This window comes from Methylobacter svalbardensis (assembly GCF_037671525.1).
Classification (GTDB): domain Bacteria; phylum Pseudomonadota; class Gammaproteobacteria; order Methylococcales; family Methylomonadaceae; genus Methylobacter_A; species Methylobacter_A svalbardensis.
Window position 1 is genome coordinate 16277 of the sequence record NZ_JAWPOH010000021.1, and the last position, 18525, is coordinate 34801.

Consider the following 18525-nt stretch of genomic DNA (forward strand, 5'->3'; position numbering starts at 1 on the left):
GCTTCCCAGTAACCTGAGAGCCGCCTTTTGTGGCTGAATGGTACTATCGATCCAAGCTACAAGTCGAGATAACCGGTCTCTTCATGCAGAACGTTGTCCAGTCCCTGGACTTCTTCATCAGCAGTCACCCGCAAGCCTATCAATTTGTCTAAAGCTTTCAAAATCAGATAACTGAATAATGCACTCCAAGCCGCCGTCACCACAATCGCCAAGGCCTGAACACCGACCTGATCCATGATGGAAACGCCCTCAGCCAAACCGAGTCCGCCCAGGCTGCCGGCCGCAAAAACGCCGGTCAATAATGAGCCGGTCACGCCGCCGACGCCATGAACGGAAAACACGTCCAGGGAATCATCGATTTTCAGGGTGCGTTTCACATACTGGGTCGCATAAAAACAGACGACACCGGCGGTAACACCAATCACCAAAGCACCCGCTGGGCCGACAAAACCGGACGCGGGAGTGATGGTACCCAAACCTGCGACCATGCCGGTCACAATACCCAATACGCTGGGTCTGCTAAAGCGCTTCCATTCTATAAACATCCAGGTTAAAGCGCCGGAAGCCGCACCGATATGCGTCACCAGCATCGCCATACCGGCGTGCCCGTCTGCGGTCAACGCGCTACCGGCATTAAATCCGAACCAGCCGACCCACAACATGCCCGCGCCGGTAACCACCATCGTCATGTTATGCGGCGGCATTGCGGTGCTTGGAAAGCCTTTTCTCTTGCCCAATACCAAGGCAGCGACCAAAGCCGCAACACCGGCATTAACATGAATGACGATACCACCGGCAAAATCCATCGCACCCAAATCGGCCAGCCAACCGCCACCCCACATCCAGTGACAGATCGGCAGATAAACCATGATCAACCATAAGCCGCTAAACCACAGCATCGCCGAAAATTTCATCCGCTCGGCAAAGCCGCCGACGATCAACGCCGGGGTAATAATCGCAAAAGTCATCTGAAACATGAAGTAAACGGTTTCCGGAATATCACCTATTAACGATTCAACGCCGATGTCAGGCAAAAATACTTTGGACGCTCCACCGATCAGCTTTTGCATGTCTCCGCCGTCGGCGAAAATAAAACTGTAAACACCGGCCAGCCAAAGTAACGAAACCAGACAAGTAATCGCAAAGCACTGCATTAATACCGACAACACGTTTTTACTTCTAACCAATCCGGCATAAAATAACGACAAACCCGGTATCGTCATGAATAAAACCAGAGCAGTCGATGTTAACACCCAGGCCGTATTGGCCTGATTTAATTGATCCGCCACAGCAAGATCAGGAAGCAGCAGTAAGCCTAAAAACAGCCCGCTGTTTATTTTTAACAACATCTTTTTTCCTTGTGCGCCTAAATGGCATCCTCTCCGGTTTCACCGGTTCTAATACGAACAACCTGCTCCAAATTGGAGACAAATATTTTGCCATCGCCGATTTTTCCGGTATTGGCTGCCTTAACAATAGTTTCGACAGCTTTATCTACCACATCGTCAGCCACAGCGATTTCCAGTTTAACTTTAGGCAGAAAATCGACCACATACTCGGCACCCCTGTACAACTCGGTATGACCTTTCTGGCGACCGAAGCCTTTGACTTCGGTTGCAGTGACACCCGCAACCCCAATTTCAGATAACGCTTCCCTGACATCATCCAATTTGAACGGTTTAATGATCGCTGTTATTAATTTCATGTTATCTCTCAGTTAGCTAGCAAAAAAGTGTTGGAAATATAGGCTGCAATCATAGTAAATTATCAATCAACATACAATGAATAGACTAAGGGCAAAAGGCGCAAGACGAAAAAACCGAATTTCAAATTGCGCGGTTTTAGCTTGCATTTTTTCAGCTCACGACCTCTTCAAACGCAAAAACGGACGCATCGCGCGTCCGTTTTTTTTCGAAAAGGTTTACTTTCGAGGAAAGCTCACCCTGTTGAATTAAATGTGATACGCAGTTTCGCCATGCTCGGAAACATCGAGTCCCACACGCTCAACCTCTTCGCTAACCCGAAGTCCGATCACCATATCCACGATCTTGTAAGCAATAAAGGATACGACAGCGGACCAGACGATACAGACGCCCACACCCCATGCCTGACTCGTGATTTGACCGATCATGTTGTATTCAGCCACGCCGTTGGCAACATAATCCCAAACGCCGGTGCCTCCGAGTGATGGACTGGCGACGATGCCGGTACCCAGCGCACCGATAATCCCACCCACACCATGAACACCGAAAGCATCCAGAGAATCGTCATAACCCAATGCACTTTTCAGCATAGTAACCGCCCAGAAACAAACCGCACCGGCAACCAATCCCAAGAAAATAGCTCCCATAGGGCCTGACCAGCCGCAAGCAGGCGTAATGGCGACAAGTCCTGCAACAGCGCCGGAAGCTCCGCCCAACATGCTGGGTTTACCGCGAAACAGCCATTCGGCGCCTACCCATGCAAGGGTAGCGGCCGCACTCGCCAGTAAAGTATTTATAAAGACTAAAGCCGCAAGACCGTTAGCTTCCAGATTGGAGCCTACGTTAAAACCAAACCAACCGACCCATAACAAAGAAGCGCCAATCATAGTCATGGTGACGCTATGCGGTGCAAGCGATTCCTTTCTATAACCGATACGCTTGCCTATCATCAAGCAGCCTATTAAACCCGCGATACCTGCGTTGATATGCACAACCGTGCCGCCAGCGAAATCCAGCGCGCCTTTTTGAAACAAAAATCCCGCCGTTGCGCTGGCCGCTTCCGCCGCCGATGCATCGGTGTAAGCGTCAGGACCAGTCCAATACCAAACCATATGCGCCATCGGCAGATAAGAGAAAGTAAACCACAGGAACATAAACAACAGTACCGCAGAAAATTTGACCCGTTCGGCAAAAGCACCAATGATCAAAGCCGGAGTAATAGCGGCGAAGGTCAGCTGGAATGCGACATAAATATACTCAGGCACGTAAACAGCTTTACTGAAAGTGGCCGCAAGCGAATCCGGAGTTATGCCTTTAAGGAACATCTTGCTTAGTCCGCCGAAGAAAGCGTTACCCTCGGTAAATGCGATGCTGTAACCGTAAATTGCCCACAATAGTGCCATCATCGAGAAAATCACAAATACTTGCATCAGCATGGACAGCATGTTCTTGGCGCGCACCATGCCGCCATAAAACAATGCTAAACCGGGAATGACCATCAGGATAACCAGCACGGTCGCGACTATCATCCATGCGGTATCGCCTTTGTTGGCTGCAGGCGGAACCGGAACAGCAGTTTCGGCGAAAGAGAATCCTGCATAACCCAGCAAGGCGAATAGGATAAAAGTAGTTAAAAGTTGTTTCATAGTTCCCCCTTAATATTAAAGCGCTTCTTCGCCTGTTTCCCCGGTACGAATCCGGACAACCTGCTCTAAATTGGTTACAAAAATTTTACCATCACCTATTTTGCTGGTATTGGCTGCTTTGGTAATGGCCTCTACGGCCTGCTCCAGCATATTGTCAGCCACTGCCACTTCAATTTTGGCCTTGGGTAAAAAATCAACCACATATTCAGCGCCACGATACAGCTCGGTATGGCCCTTCTGGCGACCAAAGCCCTTTACTTCCGTTACAGTTACACCAGAAACCCCTATATCTGAAAGTGCCTCACGGACATCATCCAGCTTGAAAGGTTTAACAACAGCGGTTATCAGTTTCATACTAAGACCTCTTGCTTTAAAGTTATATTCACTTTTAAGCAAAGCATATAGCATGCCAAGCTAAAATCACCATAAATTCCTGAGATATACCTTAATATATATAAACCAATTTTAAATCAATTTGCACCATATTAGCCCGCCGCTTTCTTTTTAAGCACCAAAACGGCGCTTGATTTTATTAAGAATAACCTTTAATACGCTATAAAAAATAAAGTATGGTGAAAATAAATTTTTATTATTTTTTCAACTTGAGAAATAAAAAATTTTCAGTGAATAACGCACCATAACCGATCTTTTTTTCTTTTTTTTTGCGCTATTTTGGATCACAAAATGTATTAATTATGGCCAATATTGCCTTTCTGTTTTATTCGAGAATAGATTTTATCTACAGTTGTCAATTATGGCCTTTAAATTGCTTATAAAATATCAGACTGTCTTAATAATGCAACAATTTGCCTTATAAACAACAGTGCGCTACTCTATTTTGCGATCGCTCAGTTTTACTATGGGTCAATTAAAAAATTAGTCTCGCTCACTGTATTACAGTTTCCAAACAGTTTTTGACAACCAATTAATAAAAAGGGCTTACTCATGAAATCTCAGTTAAGAAAAAATGCAGTTTTGCAACTCACCCTCTGTAGCGCAGTTCTCTGCTCATCAATGGCGCAAGCCGATGATGACAAAGGTGCAGTAGAAAGTCTGACAGGATTTAACATTAACGAAACAGCGCCCTTGAAAGATCTGGGTATCAATGTGGGCGGCTGGGTTTCATCGGGTGTTTCCGGCAATATTGACTCGCCTGAAGACCGCTTCAACGGGCCGGTCACTTTTGGCGATCGCGCCAACGAATTCCATATGCAACAGTTGAACGGCTATATCGAAAGAGCCGTAGATACCGAAGCCAAGAAATGGGACTTGGGTTTCCGCGCCGATATTTTGTATGGCACGGATGCCCGCTTCACGACGCAGGCCAACTTCGATAACACCCTGGTTCTGGATAGCGACTCCCGTTTTTATAAACTGGCATTTCCACAAGTCTATGCAACCGTTTTCGCACCAATAGGTAACGGTCTGACTACCAAAATCGGGCATTTTTACACCATCATCGGCAATGAAGTGGTTACCGCACCGGATAACTTCTTCTTCTCACACGCCTATACCATGCAATATGGCGAACCGTTCACCCACACGGGGATAATTTCTTCGTATCCTGTTAATGACAACATCAGCCTGACCGGCGGTGTCGTATCGGGATGGGATTCTTTCTTCCAGGAACCGGCTAATTTCCTGGGCGGCGCTACTTTTACCACCGATAACAAAAAAACCTCTCTGGCATTTTCGGTGATCACCGGTGATGTCCAAAAACTGGATAAACATAATCGAACTATGTACAGCGTCGTATTAAGCCATGACATTACCGACACCCTGCACTACAAACTGCAACATGACTTAGGCATAGAAGAAAAATCGACTAGTGCTGACGCGGCCAAATGGTATGGCATCAACCAGTACCTGACTTATGACATCAATGACAAACTGGGCGCCGGCGTTCGTCTTGAATGGTTCCGTGACGAAGACGGCGCACGAGTCAGCGCAATCGGTAATGGCAACATGATGCCCGGCGGTCAAAACCATTACCTGGCGGCAACAGCCGGCTTAAACTATTCGCCGATGTCCTGGTTGACCTTGCGACCTGAAGTCAGATACGACCATTCAACCGAAAACAATGCGTATAACGCTGGATTAAGCAATGATCAGCTGCTGATTTCAGCGGATGCCACAGTTCGCTTCTAAATACTTTTTTTACCTGCCCAGAAATATGGCGCACAAGGATGCGCGCCAAATCCCAACCCACTCCCCAATATGGTGCTTATTCAGAGCGCTATTTTAGTAGCTAATCCGGCAAAAAAAATGGTATCGTTACGCCGTTTGGCATAAAACACTGATTCCACATAACCCATCTTTAGGAGACGAAATAAATGTCTGCAGCAAAAGTACTTAAATTGATCAAAGAAAACGACGTAAAATTCGTCGATTTTCGTTTTTGTGACACCCGCGGTAAAGAGCAACACGTTACCTTCCCTGCCCATTCGATTGACGAAGACACCTTTGAAGAAGGCAATATGTTTGACGGCTCTTCAGTCGCGGGCTGGAAAGGCATCAACGAATCAGACATGATTTTAATGCCGGACCCTTCTACAGCGGTTATGGATCCATTCTTTGATGACAACACCTTAATCTTGCGTTGTGACATCATTGAGCCAAACAACATGCAGGGTTACCAACGCGACCCACGCTCTATCGCCAACCGTGCAGAAGCCTATTTAAAATCGACCGGTATTGCCGATACTGCATTCTTCGGCCCTGAAAACGAATTCTTCATTTTTGACGATGTTCGTTGGGGCACCAATATGAGCGGTTCTTTCTACAAAGTCGATTCAGAAGAAGCAGGCTGGAATTCAGAAAAAGTCTACCCGGACGGCAACACCGGTCATCGTCCAGGCATTAAAGGCGGTTATTTTCCTGTACCTCCGGTCGATTCACTTCAAGACATGCGTTCTGCGATGTGTTTGACACTGGAAGAAATGGGTCAAGTGACGGAAGTTCATCATCACGAAGTTGCAACAGCCGGCCAATGCGAAATCGGCGTCAGATTCAACACGCTGGTTAAAAAAGCCGACGAAGTTTTGGAATTGAAATACGTCGTTGCCAACATCGCACACGCATACGGCAAAACAGCCACCTTCATGCCTAAACCATTGGTTGGCGACAACGGCAGCGGTATGCACGTACACCAATCTTTAGCTAAAGGCGGCGTTAACCTGTTCACTGGCGATTTGTACGGCGGCTTGTCTGAAACGGCACTGTTTTACATCGGCGGCATCATCAAACACGCTAAAGCATTGAACGCTTTCACCAACGCCTCGACCAACAGCTACAAGCGTCTGGTTCCGGGCTTTGAAGCTCCCGTTATGCTGGCTTACTCTGCACGTAACCGTTCGGCTTCTATCCGTATTCCTTTTGTTAACAATCCAAAAGGTCGTCGTATCGAAGTTCGCTTCCCTGACTCCACTGCAAACCCTTATCTGGCGTTCTCAGCAATGTTGATGGCAGGCTTGGACGGCATTCAAAACAAAATCCATCCCGGCGACGCGATGGATAAAGATTTATATGACTTGCCTGCTGAAGAAGCAAAAAATATCCCGCAAGTTTGCCACTCATTTGACCAAGCATTAGATGCTCTGGACAATGATCGTGAATTCTTGACACGCGGCGGTGTTTTCACTGACGACGCAATTGATGGCTATATTGCTCTGAAAATGGAAGAAGTCACGCGTATTCGTATGAGTACACACCCTGTAGAATACGACATGTATTACAGCTTATAAGCAGAAACAAGCCCATCCGAGCATTAGCGAGAATGGGCGATCTGAATCAAAAAAACGCCCCATTGCAGGGCGTTTTTTTTGCCTAAAACAATCCATACAATTCCACTGAATTCTGTCAAACAAAGTAAAATATAATCGATAGAACAATCAGTTAGCCGACCACCCATCAAAAGTTTCTGCATACGGAACGACCAACCAAGACCCGCCAAAACCACTCGTTTTTACACACGGCAATCCCCTTTGATTTCAACAAAGAATGCAGCTTATATTGCTTGGTTATTTCAACAACTTACCTGCTTTTTGAAGTTTAGAAGTTGTAGCTGAAAGATATAAAGCTTGGCAGGGGTAATGTCCGATCTACCGGCGATTGCAAAAATCTATAAACAACGAAGCTCCAGATCAGTTTTTGTTTTTTTAAATCTGGAGCATCGAGGCGCTCATTTAATTATCATCCAATTTAACGAACTAGAGCTATCGGTCCTCCTCAGAAATTGATAGCACTTCCGCTTATTATAATTTTTGATCTGTAAAAATAAATAGGTACTTTTACCTATGCCGGATAAAACCGATACTATTGAAATAGCGTCAGTCCACCAAAACCAAGGACTGGGAAGGATATTAAAGACCAAGAAAGACCGACGTTATTTCCTGTTGGAATTATCCAGTCCAATCGCCACAGCCATCTAATAAAACCCATATCTAGGTATTCAGCGATATACCGATGATTAACCGTTTAGCTTAAAGTGTCATCATGGAGAGCATCCACTTGCGGCGAGGCTTAGAATAATGACACCAGGGGAATTAGCAACACAAGCATGGCTCTTATATCAAAAATTAATTGATCTTGATCTTGATCGGGAGCGTCGAAATCAGGATCGTCGAAATCGTAAAGATTTTGAACTTACAAGCGGATATTCGGGACGACGCAATATTAAACGAAAAACCAGATTGTATCTTTTATCGCAACGAGCTTATAAGAGATACAAACGGCGATTAGAAGCCTGTTTACGCTAAGGTTATAGCTACGAAGACTTCCGCTTATTTTCAGCAAGCCACCGCATCAGTAAAAGTCAGACTAAAAAACATCACCACAGAAAACATCAAGAAAATAACCCAATTAATTCAATACGGTGAAACTCCGCGCTCTTCGTGATTATTGCTTATATTTGAATACGTTCACCGTCTCGACAACTCGTAGATGAGCTGCCGGTCTGCCCCTACGGCATAGACAAAAACATCCTGCAATAGGGAACGCTGCCAATCCAATTATGCCCCCTGACACAAGAGCACTCCTGCCAAATTGCAAACAATGTCTCTTTTAGAGGATAATATGCAGCTACGCATAGCTTGACTATGTTTTTGATTGAACCTGTAACTCGTCATACGCTCGATGTAGAGCCGATATGCAAGCTTTGGAATACGCCATGAAAAAGACCATGTACGAAAAAATCTGGGACAGCCACCTTGTCGTCGATGAGACAGGACAGGCTCCTTTGCTTTATGTTGACCGACATTTGATGCATGAAGTCACCAGCCCACAGGCCTTTGAAGGCCTGCGTTTGTCCGGTCGCAAGGTGCGCAATCCGCACAGCATTCTTGCCACGATGGATCACTGCGTCCCGACCAAAAATCGCAACCTGCCCATTGCCGATCCTATTGCCAAAAAACAAATCGAAACGATGGCTGAAAACTGCCGCGTGAACGGCCTGAAGCTGTACGACATGACCGACCCCAATAACGGTGTGATTCATGTTGTCGTGCCCGAGCATGGTTTCGTCCATCCCGGCATGGTGGTCGTTTGCGGCGACAGCCACACCGCGACGCATGGCGCTTTCGGCGCACTGGCCTTCGGCATCGGCACTTCCGAGGTCGAGCATGTGATGGCAACCCAAACGCTGCCGCAAAAGAAATCCAAAACCATGCAAGTGGTCGTCAACGGCAAGTTGTCCAAATACGCCTCCGCAAAGGATATTGCTTTGGCGATTACCGGCAAAATCGGCACGGCGGGCGGTACCGGCTATGTGATCGAATATACCGGTTCGGCAATCAGGGAACTGTCGATGGAAGGCCGGATGACGCTGTGCAACATGGCGATTGAAGCCGGTGCCAGAGCAGGCCTTGTTGCTCCCGACGAAAAAACCTACGCCTATCTTAAAGGCCGTGAATTTGCGCCATCCGCTCAATACTGGGATCAGGCGCTGGCTTACTGGAAGAGCCTGCCCAGCGATGAAGGCGCGGTATTCGATGCGACCGTCACGCTGGATGCCGCCGATATTGCGCCGCAAGTTTCCTGGGGAACGTCGCCGGAACAAGTGGTTGGTGTCGATGGTTGCGTGCCTGCACCGGAAAGTTTTACTGACGAAATAAAACGCCAAGCCTGTGAAAACGCCTTGGCCTATATGGGTTTGACGCCGAATACCAAAATCACCGACATTCCGATAGATTATGTTTTTATCGGCTCTTGCACCAATGGCCGTATCGAAGATTTTAGAATCGCCGCCGAAATGGCAAAAGGCACCCAGGTTGCCAAAGGCGTCACCGCGATTGCCGTGCCCGGCTCCTATCACGTCAAACAACAAGCCGAAGATGAAGGCCTGGATAAAATCTTTATCGATGCCGGTTGGGAATGGCGCGATCCCGGATGCTCGATGTGTCTGGCGATGAATGGCGATGAGCTGACTAAAGGCCAACGCAGCGCATCGACTTCAAACCGCAATTTTGAAGGTCGTCAGGGCAAAGGCGGACGCACGCATCTGGTTTCGCCCGCCATGGCAGCGGCTGCAGCGGCGGCAGGCCATTTTGTCGATATTCGCAAACTATAAAGATCGGAATAAACTATGGAACCGTACAAAAAACATGAAAGCATCGCGGCATTGCTGAATCGCAGCAACGTCGATACCGACCAGATCATCCCCAAGCAGTTCTTGAAAAGAGTCGAACGCAGCGGCTTTGGCGTGCATCTTTTTCACGATTGGCGTTTTAATGACGACGGCAGCGATAATCCGGAATTCGAGCTGAACAAGCCCGCGTTCAAAGGCGCTAAAATCCTGGTGGCCGGCGACAACTTCGGCTGCGGTTCATCGCGCGAACACGCGCCCTGGGCGATTGCCGATTATGGTTTTAACACCATTATATCGACCAGCTATGCCGACATTTTTTATAACAACTGTTTTAAAAACGGCATTCTGGCGATAAAAGTCGATAAAGAACAGCTCGACAAATTGATGATCGAGATTGCCGCCAACGAAGGCGTGCGCTTTGTCGTTGATCTTGAAAACCAGCAGGTCACCACGCCCGGCGGCAATGATTTTAACTTTGAAATCGACCCGTTCCGCAAGAGCAATCTGGTGAGCGGACTCGATGACATCGGTTTGACCTTAAAGCATGCCGACAAGATCGCCCAGTATGAACAGCAGCATAAGAAAGATTATCCTTGGCTTTGGGCTTAAAGAAGTCATGTAGCTATGTAGGATGGACTGAGGTACGAAGCCCATCAATCGCGAACGATGGGCTTCCTTTCGTCAGCCTATCCTATAGCTTTCGTGGTTAATCAATCCGCTTACATTGAGAACACAGGCGACAATCATGTCCACCGATTCCAGACATATCCAACTGATGGACACCACCTTGCGCGATGGCGAACAAACCCAAGGCGTTTCATTCACGCCCGTGGAAAAAGTCAGCATAGCCAAAGCCCTGTTGCAATCGCTACGAGTTGACCGGATTGAGGTCGCCTCCGCCCGCGTCTCCCAAGGCGAAAAAGAAGCGGTCACCAGCATTAATGAATGGGCAAAGCAGGAAGGCTTTGCCGGACGTGTCGAAGTTCTGGGCTTTGTCGACCATACCCGCAGTGTCGACTGGATAGTGGAAACCCGCGGCGAAGTCATCAACCTGTTGATCAAAGGCAGCGAAAAACATTGCCGCGTACAACTGGGCAAGACACTCGCCCAACATACCGAAGACGTATTGCAAACCGTCAACTACGCGCTGGAAAAAGGCCTGAAAGTTAACGTCTATCTGGAAGACTGGTCCAACGGTTATCACGACGACCCGGACTATGTTTACGGCCTGATGGACAATTTGCAGGATTCCGGCATCAGCCATTTCATGCTGCCCGATACCCTCGGCGTGTTGTCGCCTGACGAAGTATTCGTAAACTTCAGCGACATGTGCAAACGCTACCCGAAGCTGCAATTCGACTTTCATCCGCACAACGATTACGGTCTGGCGACCGCCAATGTGATGGCAGCGGTTCGCGCCGGGGTCAATGCGATACACTGCACCGTTAACTGCCTCGGCGAGCGCGCAGGCAATGCCTCAATGGCTGAGGTTGCGGTGGTATTACGCGACAAAATGAATATGCAGCTGTCTGTCGATGAAAGCCATATTGTCCGCATCAGCGCGATGGTCGAAAACTTTTCCGGCAAACGCATCGCCGCCAATGCGCCGATAGTCGGGGCCGATGTTTTTACCCAGACCGCCGGCATCCATGCCGACGGCGATCAAAAAGGCGGACTGTACAAAACCAAATTAGGACCGGAACGTTTTTCCCGTACCCGAAGCTACGCCTTGGGCAAGATGAGCGGCAAAGCGTCGCTGAAAAAAAACCTGGAAATGCTGGAGCTTGACCTGTCGGAAGAGAACCAGAAAAAAGTGTTGGCCCGGATCGTCAGTCTCGGCGATTCAAAACAGACCATCACCACCGACGACCTGCCCTTCATCATTGCCGACGTACTGGAAAGCAAAAATTATCAGCATATAAAGCTGCTCAACTGCTCGATCACCAGCGGTCTCGATTTAGAATCGACTGCCAGTCTGCGAGTCAAAGTAATCGGCACGACGCATGTTGCCTCAGGTTCCGGCAACGGCGGCTTTGACGCGTTTGTCGATGCCATCAACAAGGTAATGAAACAGCATGACTACACTCTGCCTGCACTGGCCGATTTTGAAGTACGGATACCCAAAGGCGGCCATACCAGCGCCTTAACCGAATGCGTGATCACCTGGAATTGCGACGGCGAGCTGCGAAAAACCCGCGCCGTGCATTCCAACCAGGTTTTTGCCGCGATCTTGGCTGCGCTTAAAATCATTAACATGCAATTGCACGAACTGAGTTTAAATCAGGATTGAAAGGTATTACTACGGGATGTTTTCTAAAACGCACCCCTATCGGCAATGAACTGCTTGCCTGGTTCCGTAGCGCCAAAATCAAAAGCCGCGTCACAACTTAAAACCATTTATATCAAGACAGAACACAGTTTTATGCGTTGAATGCCGACGCCTTGGCGTACACATGGAGCAACAAAAAACTGCGCCGCTTGTGTTGCCCGTCTTGAAGATAAAACGGTGCGCATCGAAACTGCGACTGCGTGGGAAGGATGGCTGGATCAACATAAAATTAAAGCCAAGCGGCACCGGAGAATCATCACCGCAGGCGCTTGGCTGTATCAAAAATCATAGCGGTTTCTGCACAGACTATTTCTACATCCCATAATGATCGAGGTTAACACTATGAACGAATGGTTTTTTTCTTTTGAAAATGCAACCAGCGGTCCCTATACGCTGGACTATGCAAAAACTTTTGCCCGCGAACACCAGGGCGCTTATTGTTGGTGTCAGCGTTTTCCTGATTGGATTCCCATTTATGAGGCGACTGAAATCAGGCCGATGAAGAAAGATGGCGTCACACCTTTTCCGCCGCCACCCGCTTATATGATGTCGCCCAAACCGGCGGTATTGCCCGCAGCCGCTCAGTCGATTAATCCGCTTACTGTGCAATCTTCCGTTATCGATGCCCAATCTTCCGGTGGTTTTGGTCAACAAACGGTCACTGCGGGTATCGATTATAAAATCTACGGTCATGAAATGCAGTTTGTGGAAATCGAACTCGATCCACAAGAGAGCGCAATCGCAGAAGCGGGGGCGATGATGTACAAAAGCGCGGATGTGAAAATGGAAACTGTTTTCGGTGACGGTTCAACTGCTCAACAAACCGGTATTATGGGATTATTGCTGGGAGCCGGTAAGCGCTTGCTGACTAACGAAAGCCTGTTTATTACCGTATTTACGCAAAGCGCTCAACGTAAAGGTAAAGTGGCGTTCGCAGCACCTTTTCCGGGAACTATTCTCGCCTTGAATCTGAAAGACTACGACCGGAAACTGATTTGTCAAAAAGACAGTTTTTTGGCGGCCGCCAAAGGCGTGCAGATTGGAATTCACTTTCAACGCCGTATTTTAACCGGCTTGTTTGGCGGTGAAGGTTATATCATGCAAAAACTGGAAGGCGATGGTTGGGTATTTGTTCATGCCGGCGGCTGTCTACAAAAAATAGAACTTGCCGTCGGTGAAACATTACATGTCGATACGGGGTGTTTGGCAGCGATGACCGGTAGCGTCGATTTTGACATTCAACAGGCCGGCGGTATTAAATCCATGTTGTTTGGCGGCGAGGGCTTGTTTTTTGCCAAATTAACCGGCCCTGGCACCGTTTGGTTGCAAAGCCTGCCATTTTCACGTTTGGCGGGCAGAATGCTTTCAGCTGCGCCACAAGGCGGTGGCAAGCATCAAGGTGAAGGTTCAATTCTGGGTGGCTTGGGTAATTTACTCGATGGTGATTGATGCGGTTTACCTTAGCAGCGCTCCCACCCTTTTCTTTCAGATTTTGAGCTGTTTCTTTGCCCGTTTTAATGACCTTGTTTGGTATGCGGACAGCCGTAATTTAAGACAACAGAATTCAACGGTGAGGCTTAGTCCGTTATTAACGAAACTTGCAGTTGCCATATTCGTATATCGGAAGTATGCATTTTTTTGCGGTTAATGCGACAACAGAAAACAGTTATAATCCTAACGACTTTCACTCACAGAAAAATATTACGTTTTATGGTCAAGACCCGAACCCATTACGATAACCTAAAGGTTACAAAAGACGCCCCCGCCAGTGTCATCAGAGCGGCCTATAAAGCCCTTTGTCAAACTTTTCACCCCGATAAATTCCAGGGTAACAACGAAGAAGCCGAAAGAGTCATGAAACTTGTAAATGCTTCCTATGCCGTATTAATAGACCCGGCTAAGCGCGCAGCTCATAACTCCTGGATTCGAGAGCAAGAAGCTAAAGCCAAGCAACGGCGCGAAGAATCACAATTCAGCGAAGCCGGCAAAGCGCCTGAACACCGGCATGATCAAAAACAAGACACACAACAGGAATACACTCAGCCACCTCCATCGAGCACGAATAGTGCAAAAGATATGTTTCAACGTGCACATGATTTGCACGACCAGGGCCGGTATGCTGAAGCTTTGCCGCTTTATCAGCACTTGGCAGAACAAGGCGATGCAAAAGCTCAGTTCAAATTAGGCGTTATGTACGAACTGGGCCAATGTGTAATACAGGATTATACCCAAGCGCTTTCTTGGTATCTCAAAGCAGCAGAGCAAGGCAATTCGAATGCGCAATACAGTTGCGCCATTAAGTACCAATCGGGTCAAGGTGTAACGCAGGACCAAACCAAAGCTGCTTATTGGTATCGCAAAGCAGCAGAATAAGGTAATGAAAAAACGTAACAGTGGCACGGTTCTGTAAGCGCCAGAGAGGGGAGTTCCCACGGGCGACCCGACCCGAAAAATAGACTGACGCCCTTAAAAAATATTGATTTACCCTCTACCCCATAAATTATTTTTATCCTTAATCCATGGGATGTGCTGACGAAGGCAGCGCATCATTCCAGCAGCGAGTCAATGGTACGAAAAACATCGGCAAACATTTCCTTAGTCAATCGCTTGGTTTGTACGTTATAGCGACTGCTATGATAAGAATCCACCAGTGTGCGACCGTCCACCAAGGTATGCTGGGCATTATGCGCAAATTTGGCGCTACTCAGTTTCAGGCCGTAGGCTTTTAATACTGCCTGATGAGAGACCAAACCCAAGGCCAATATGACCGCCTGTTCCGGCAAGGTTTTTAATTCTGCGGCCAAATAAGCATTGCACTGATTGATTTCGGCAGGAGTCGGTTTGTTTTGCGGCGGCAGGCATTTAACGGCATTGGTAATACGGCAGTTGTTAAGCACCAAGCCGTCGGTCAGAGACTCGGATGTTGCTTGATTACTGTAGCCAAACGCGTAAAGCGCCTCATACAGCAATAGCCCTGCGTAGTCGCCGGTAAACGGCCTGCCGGTGGCATTGGCTCCATGCATGCCGGGCGCCAGTCCGACTACCAGTAATCGGACCGCACTATCGCCGAACGGTGCAACCGGACGCGCATGATAGCCGGGATGTTTTTGTTTAACTTCACACAGAAAATCATCCAGCCGTTGACACTGCCTGCAATCTTGATCGAATAGTTGTTTTGAATACATGATGGGGTTACGTTTTGGTGATGTTCATAGCGAAAAATCTCCCACCTTATTTATCTCAGAAGCCAACAACTGAAACTTTTCAAGCCTGGGCAGCTTTTTTATAACGATTTCCCGTTTACTGGCCGTGCTTCGGTCATGTCCGGTCTCGACATAAAGCAGCTGTTTAGGTTGCCTGCCGCGAAAATATTTAGCGCCTTGCTTGTCGCCATGCTGACTAAAGCGGCGGGCAACATCAACGGTAATGCCGGTATACAGCGTGTCATCGGTGCAAAGAATAATGTAAACCTGCCAATTCACGATGCGCTACACGACCGTCCCAAAAACGGAACCGACGGCTGCGGTCAGTCCCATAGCCAGTGCGCCCCAGAAAGCGACACGAAAAGCTCCCTTGATGATGCCTGAACCTCCGGTATAGGCCGCCAGGACGCCCAGCAGCGTTAAAAACAGCAATGACGCGGATGACACCAGCGCGATTAAATCGGCATCCGTCGCAAATAGGACGATCAATAAAGGCAGCACCGCGCCAACGGCGAAAGTGGCGGCCGACGTCAGCGCCGCCTGTATCGGTCTTGCTGTGCCTGTTGCAGAAATACCCAGTTCGTCACGGGCGTGTGCGCCCAAGGCGTCATGATTCATTAACTGCTCGGCAACCTGCACGGCCAGTAGCGGATCGAGTCCGCGCGATACATAGATGGCTGCCAGCTCTTTTTGCTCATGATGCCCGTCTTCATCCAATTCTTTGCGCTCACGCTTTAAATCGGCCTGTTCGGTATCGGCTTGGGAGCTGACCGATACATATTCGCCCGCCGCCATCGACATCGCCCCGGCAACCAGGCCGGCAACACCGGCCAGGACTATATCGTTGTGCGTCGCATCGGAGGCGGCAATGCCTACGATTAAACTGGCCGTGGAGACGATGCCGTCGTTTGCGCCCAGCACCGCCGCGCGCAGCCAGCCGGTGCGATGAGTCCTATGTGTTTCGGGATGATGGGGCATTTGGGCTTCCTTTTTTTAAAAATCCGACAGCATTTTGGGAGGAATGGCCGCCCGCAAGGCGTTCAATACCGCAAGCACATCGATGATTTCCTGGGTTATGGCTCCGGCTACCGGAGACAAATAACCCAGTCCCGCAAACGCCATGCCTATCAGACTCAGCGCCATGCCGCCTACCGCGCTTTGCAGCGCAATTTTACGCATCCGTTCGCCGATATGAAACAGCTCATCGACTTTTAACAGCGAACTGTCCATGATCACCGCATCCGCCGATTCGCCGGTGATGTCGCTGTTCTGACCGAAGGCTATGCCGATAGTCGCGGCCGTCAGCGCCGGCGCATCATTGATGCCATCGCCCAGATACACGGTTTTTGCGGCTTTGGTTTCAGCGCGCACCAGCTCCAGTTTCTGCTCGGGGCTCTGGCTGAAATAAACGTGTTCAATACCGACCTGATCGGCCAGAAATCGCACTTCCGACTCCCGGTCGCCGGACACCAGCATCACCTTTTCAAACAAATGACTGGGTTTCAGGTGGTTGATGAATGACGAGCTGTCGGTGCGCACCTCATCGCGAAATTGCAGGGTCGCAGCATAGGCATCATCGATCAACACCACGCATTCCAGACCGCCGGTAACCGGCGGCAATGCCTCGGCGACATCAGGGTGCTGCTCGACAAATTTTTTACGACTGGTTATCTGAAGCCCTTTTCCGTCCACATTGCCTTTAAGCCCCTCCCCCGGCAACTCGGTGATATTGCTTACGCTTAATAAAGCTAAGGCTGCTTTTTCCCCTGCTGTCACGATGGCGCGGGAGAGCGGGTGTTTGGAATAGCGTTCCAGGCTGGCAATTAAGGTTAACACCTCGTGCTCGCTATAGGCTTGAGCGGGAATCAGCGCCGTCAGCGTGGGACGACCATAGGTCAGGGTGCCGGTCTTGTCAAAAATCGCCGTGCGGCAGGTGCCGATGGTTTCCAGTATCGCCGGATTCTTGATGATGATTTCCCGGCGCGCGGCCAGCGAAATCGAGCTGATGATGGTGACCGGTATGCCGATCAGCAATGGGCACGGTGTGGCGATGACCAGTACGGACAGAAACCGGATCACATCGCCGCTGATTCCCCAGGCAATCAACGCAATGATCACCGCCAGCGGCGCATACAACGCGCCCAATTGGTCGCCCAGCCGCCTGATATTGGGCCGATATTGTTCGGACGACTGCATCACCTCCATGATCTTGGCATAGCGGGAATCGATAGCCAGCTTGTCCGCGCGTATGGTTAATGCCGAATCGCCGTTGATTGCCCCGGATATAACCTGCGAACCACAGACTTTCGACATCATATAGGGCTCGCCGGTCAGATAGGATTCATCCATGGTGCTGGAGCCTTCCAGTACCGTGCCGTCAACCGGGCAGATTTCATGCGGCAGTATCAACAAGGTATCGCCGATAGTAACCTGCCCGGTGGTGATGTCGGCAAGTTGATCGCCCTCTTTTCTATGCGCGACTGACGGCATCCGCTTGGCCAGCGCCTCAAGCACAGAAGAGGCTTTGCGCACCGCATAGGCTTCCAGCACCACACCGCCGGACAGCATCAGCACCACCAGACTGCCGGCCAGATATTCGTCCAGCAACACCGCCGTCACTATCGATATGCCTGCCAGCAAATCCGCGCCCCAATCGCCTCGCCCCAATTTCACGATCAGCTGGTAAACCAGCGGAATACCGCCCAACGCCAGCACCGCAAGCAGAGGCACAGACACCAGTTCAATCGGAACAACGACTTGCCCATGATAGAGTTCGGCAGCCGCCGAGCTTAACTCTGTATTCAGTGAAAACGTATAAAGCTGATGCCCTATATCAAGCCCATAGCGCATCACCAGATAACCGCCGATGCCGAGTAGGCTTAAAATGGCAATGCTGTTTTCGGCTGTTGCGCGCGGGATTGTTGCTCGCTTATCGGTCATGGTTTCAGACTCGCAGTTTTTTGTATGTCCTATTCTATCGGTAAGACGGAAAAATGTTGAAACTATTCCGTATAAGCAGGAGTGCAAGCTTTGCTTGCCCGTTAGCAATACGTCGCATAAA

17 protein-coding genes are annotated in these 18525 nt (G+C 49.1%); 9 read left to right on the forward strand and 8 right to left on the reverse strand.

Annotation, left to right across the window (positions count from 1 at the left end):
• Positions 1-56 precede the first annotated feature (56 nt).
• From RW114_RS10120 to glnK (RW114_RS10135), 4 genes are all read right to left on the reverse strand, one after another.
• Positions 57-1349 carry an ammonium transporter gene (locus RW114_RS10120; protein ID WP_340122628.1) on the reverse strand — a complete coding sequence of 431 codons (1293 nt, stop codon included), beginning with the start codon at positions 1347-1349 and terminating at the stop codon, positions 57-59.
• Positions 1350-1366: 17 nt separating this feature from the next.
• On the reverse strand, positions 1367-1705 hold the full coding sequence (gene glnK / locus RW114_RS10125; RefSeq protein WP_340122629.1) for a P-II family nitrogen regulator: 339 nt from the start codon (positions 1703-1705) through the stop codon (positions 1367-1369).
• A gap of 246 nt (positions 1706-1951) precedes the next feature.
• Positions 1952-3349 carry an ammonium transporter gene (locus RW114_RS10130; RefSeq protein WP_340122630.1) on the reverse strand — a complete coding sequence of 466 codons (1398 nt, stop codon included), beginning with the start codon at positions 3347-3349 and terminating at the stop codon, positions 1952-1954.
• Positions 3350-3364: 15 nt separating this feature from the next.
• Complete coding sequence (gene glnK, locus RW114_RS10135) at positions 3365-3703, reverse strand: P-II family nitrogen regulator (RefSeq protein ID WP_006892406.1); 339 nt, start codon at positions 3701-3703, stop codon at positions 3365-3367.
• Positions 3704-4294: 591 nt separating this feature from the next.
• On the opposite strand from glnK (RW114_RS10135), the gene RW114_RS10140 reads away from it, so the two are divergent.
• From RW114_RS10140 to RW114_RS10185, 9 genes are all read left to right on the forward strand, one after another.
• Positions 4295-5497, forward strand: a complete 1203-nt coding sequence (locus RW114_RS10140; RefSeq protein ID WP_340122631.1) for a porin — start codon at positions 4295-4297, stop codon at positions 5495-5497.
• A gap of 185 nt (positions 5498-5682) precedes the next feature.
• The gene (gene glnA, locus RW114_RS10145) at positions 5683-7092 is read left to right on the forward strand and encodes a glutamate--ammonia ligase (RefSeq protein ID WP_340122632.1); all 1410 of its coding nucleotides are present in this window, start codon (positions 5683-5685) and stop codon (positions 7090-7092) included.
• Positions 7093-7644: 552 nt separating this feature from the next.
• The gene (locus RW114_RS10150) at positions 7645-7779 is read left to right on the forward strand and encodes a hypothetical protein (RefSeq protein ID WP_340122633.1); all 135 of its coding nucleotides are present in this window, start codon (positions 7645-7647) and stop codon (positions 7777-7779) included.
• A 737-nt stretch (positions 7780-8516) separates the two neighbouring features.
• The gene (gene leuC, locus RW114_RS10155; protein ID WP_340122634.1) at positions 8517-9914 is read left to right on the forward strand and encodes a 3-isopropylmalate dehydratase large subunit; all 1398 of its coding nucleotides are present in this window, start codon (positions 8517-8519) and stop codon (positions 9912-9914) included.
• 15 nt (positions 9915-9929) lie between these two features.
• Complete coding sequence (gene leuD, locus RW114_RS10160) at positions 9930-10541, forward strand: 3-isopropylmalate dehydratase small subunit (protein ID WP_340122635.1); 612 nt, start codon at positions 9930-9932, stop codon at positions 10539-10541.
• Between the two features lie 136 nt (positions 10542-10677).
• Positions 10678-12222: an alpha-isopropylmalate synthase regulatory domain-containing protein gene (locus tag RW114_RS10165; RefSeq protein WP_340122636.1), complete on the forward strand. Its 1545-nt coding sequence runs from the start codon at positions 10678-10680 to the stop codon at positions 12220-12222.
• A 141-nt stretch (positions 12223-12363) separates the two neighbouring features.
• Positions 12364-12552, forward strand: coding sequence for a hypothetical protein (locus RW114_RS10170; RefSeq protein WP_340122637.1), 189 nt, complete (start codon positions 12364-12366; stop codon positions 12550-12552).
• A gap of 51 nt (positions 12553-12603) precedes the next feature.
• The gene (locus tag RW114_RS10180) at positions 12604-13710 is read left to right on the forward strand and encodes a TIGR00266 family protein (protein ID WP_422614804.1); all 1107 of its coding nucleotides are present in this window, start codon (positions 12604-12606) and stop codon (positions 13708-13710) included.
• Between the two features lie 261 nt (positions 13711-13971).
• Complete coding sequence (locus RW114_RS10185) at positions 13972-14634, forward strand: J domain-containing protein (protein WP_340122638.1); 663 nt, start codon at positions 13972-13974, stop codon at positions 14632-14634.
• Positions 14635-14807: 173 nt separating this feature from the next.
• Here the strand turns inward: RW114_RS10185 and RW114_RS10190 are convergent, their stop codons facing one another.
• From RW114_RS10190 to RW114_RS10205, 4 genes are read right to left on the reverse strand one after another with little or no spacing between them, the layout of a single operon-like run.
• Positions 14808-15446, reverse strand: coding sequence for a uracil-DNA glycosylase (locus RW114_RS10190; protein WP_340122639.1), 639 nt, complete (start codon positions 15444-15446; stop codon positions 14808-14810).
• Positions 15447-15470: 24 nt separating this feature from the next.
• Positions 15471-15743, reverse strand: a complete 273-nt coding sequence (locus tag RW114_RS10195) for a GIY-YIG nuclease family protein (protein WP_340122640.1) — start codon at positions 15741-15743, stop codon at positions 15471-15473.
• Between the two features lie 6 nt (positions 15744-15749).
• Positions 15750-16442, reverse strand: coding sequence for a VIT1/CCC1 transporter family protein (locus tag RW114_RS10200; protein WP_340122641.1), 693 nt, complete (start codon positions 16440-16442; stop codon positions 15750-15752).
• Between the two features lie 15 nt (positions 16443-16457).
• A complete protein-coding gene (locus RW114_RS10205) occupies positions 16458-18404 on the reverse strand; it encodes a heavy metal translocating P-type ATPase (RefSeq protein ID WP_340122642.1) in 1947 nt (648 codons plus the stop codon).
• Positions 18405-18525 lie beyond the last annotated feature (121 nt).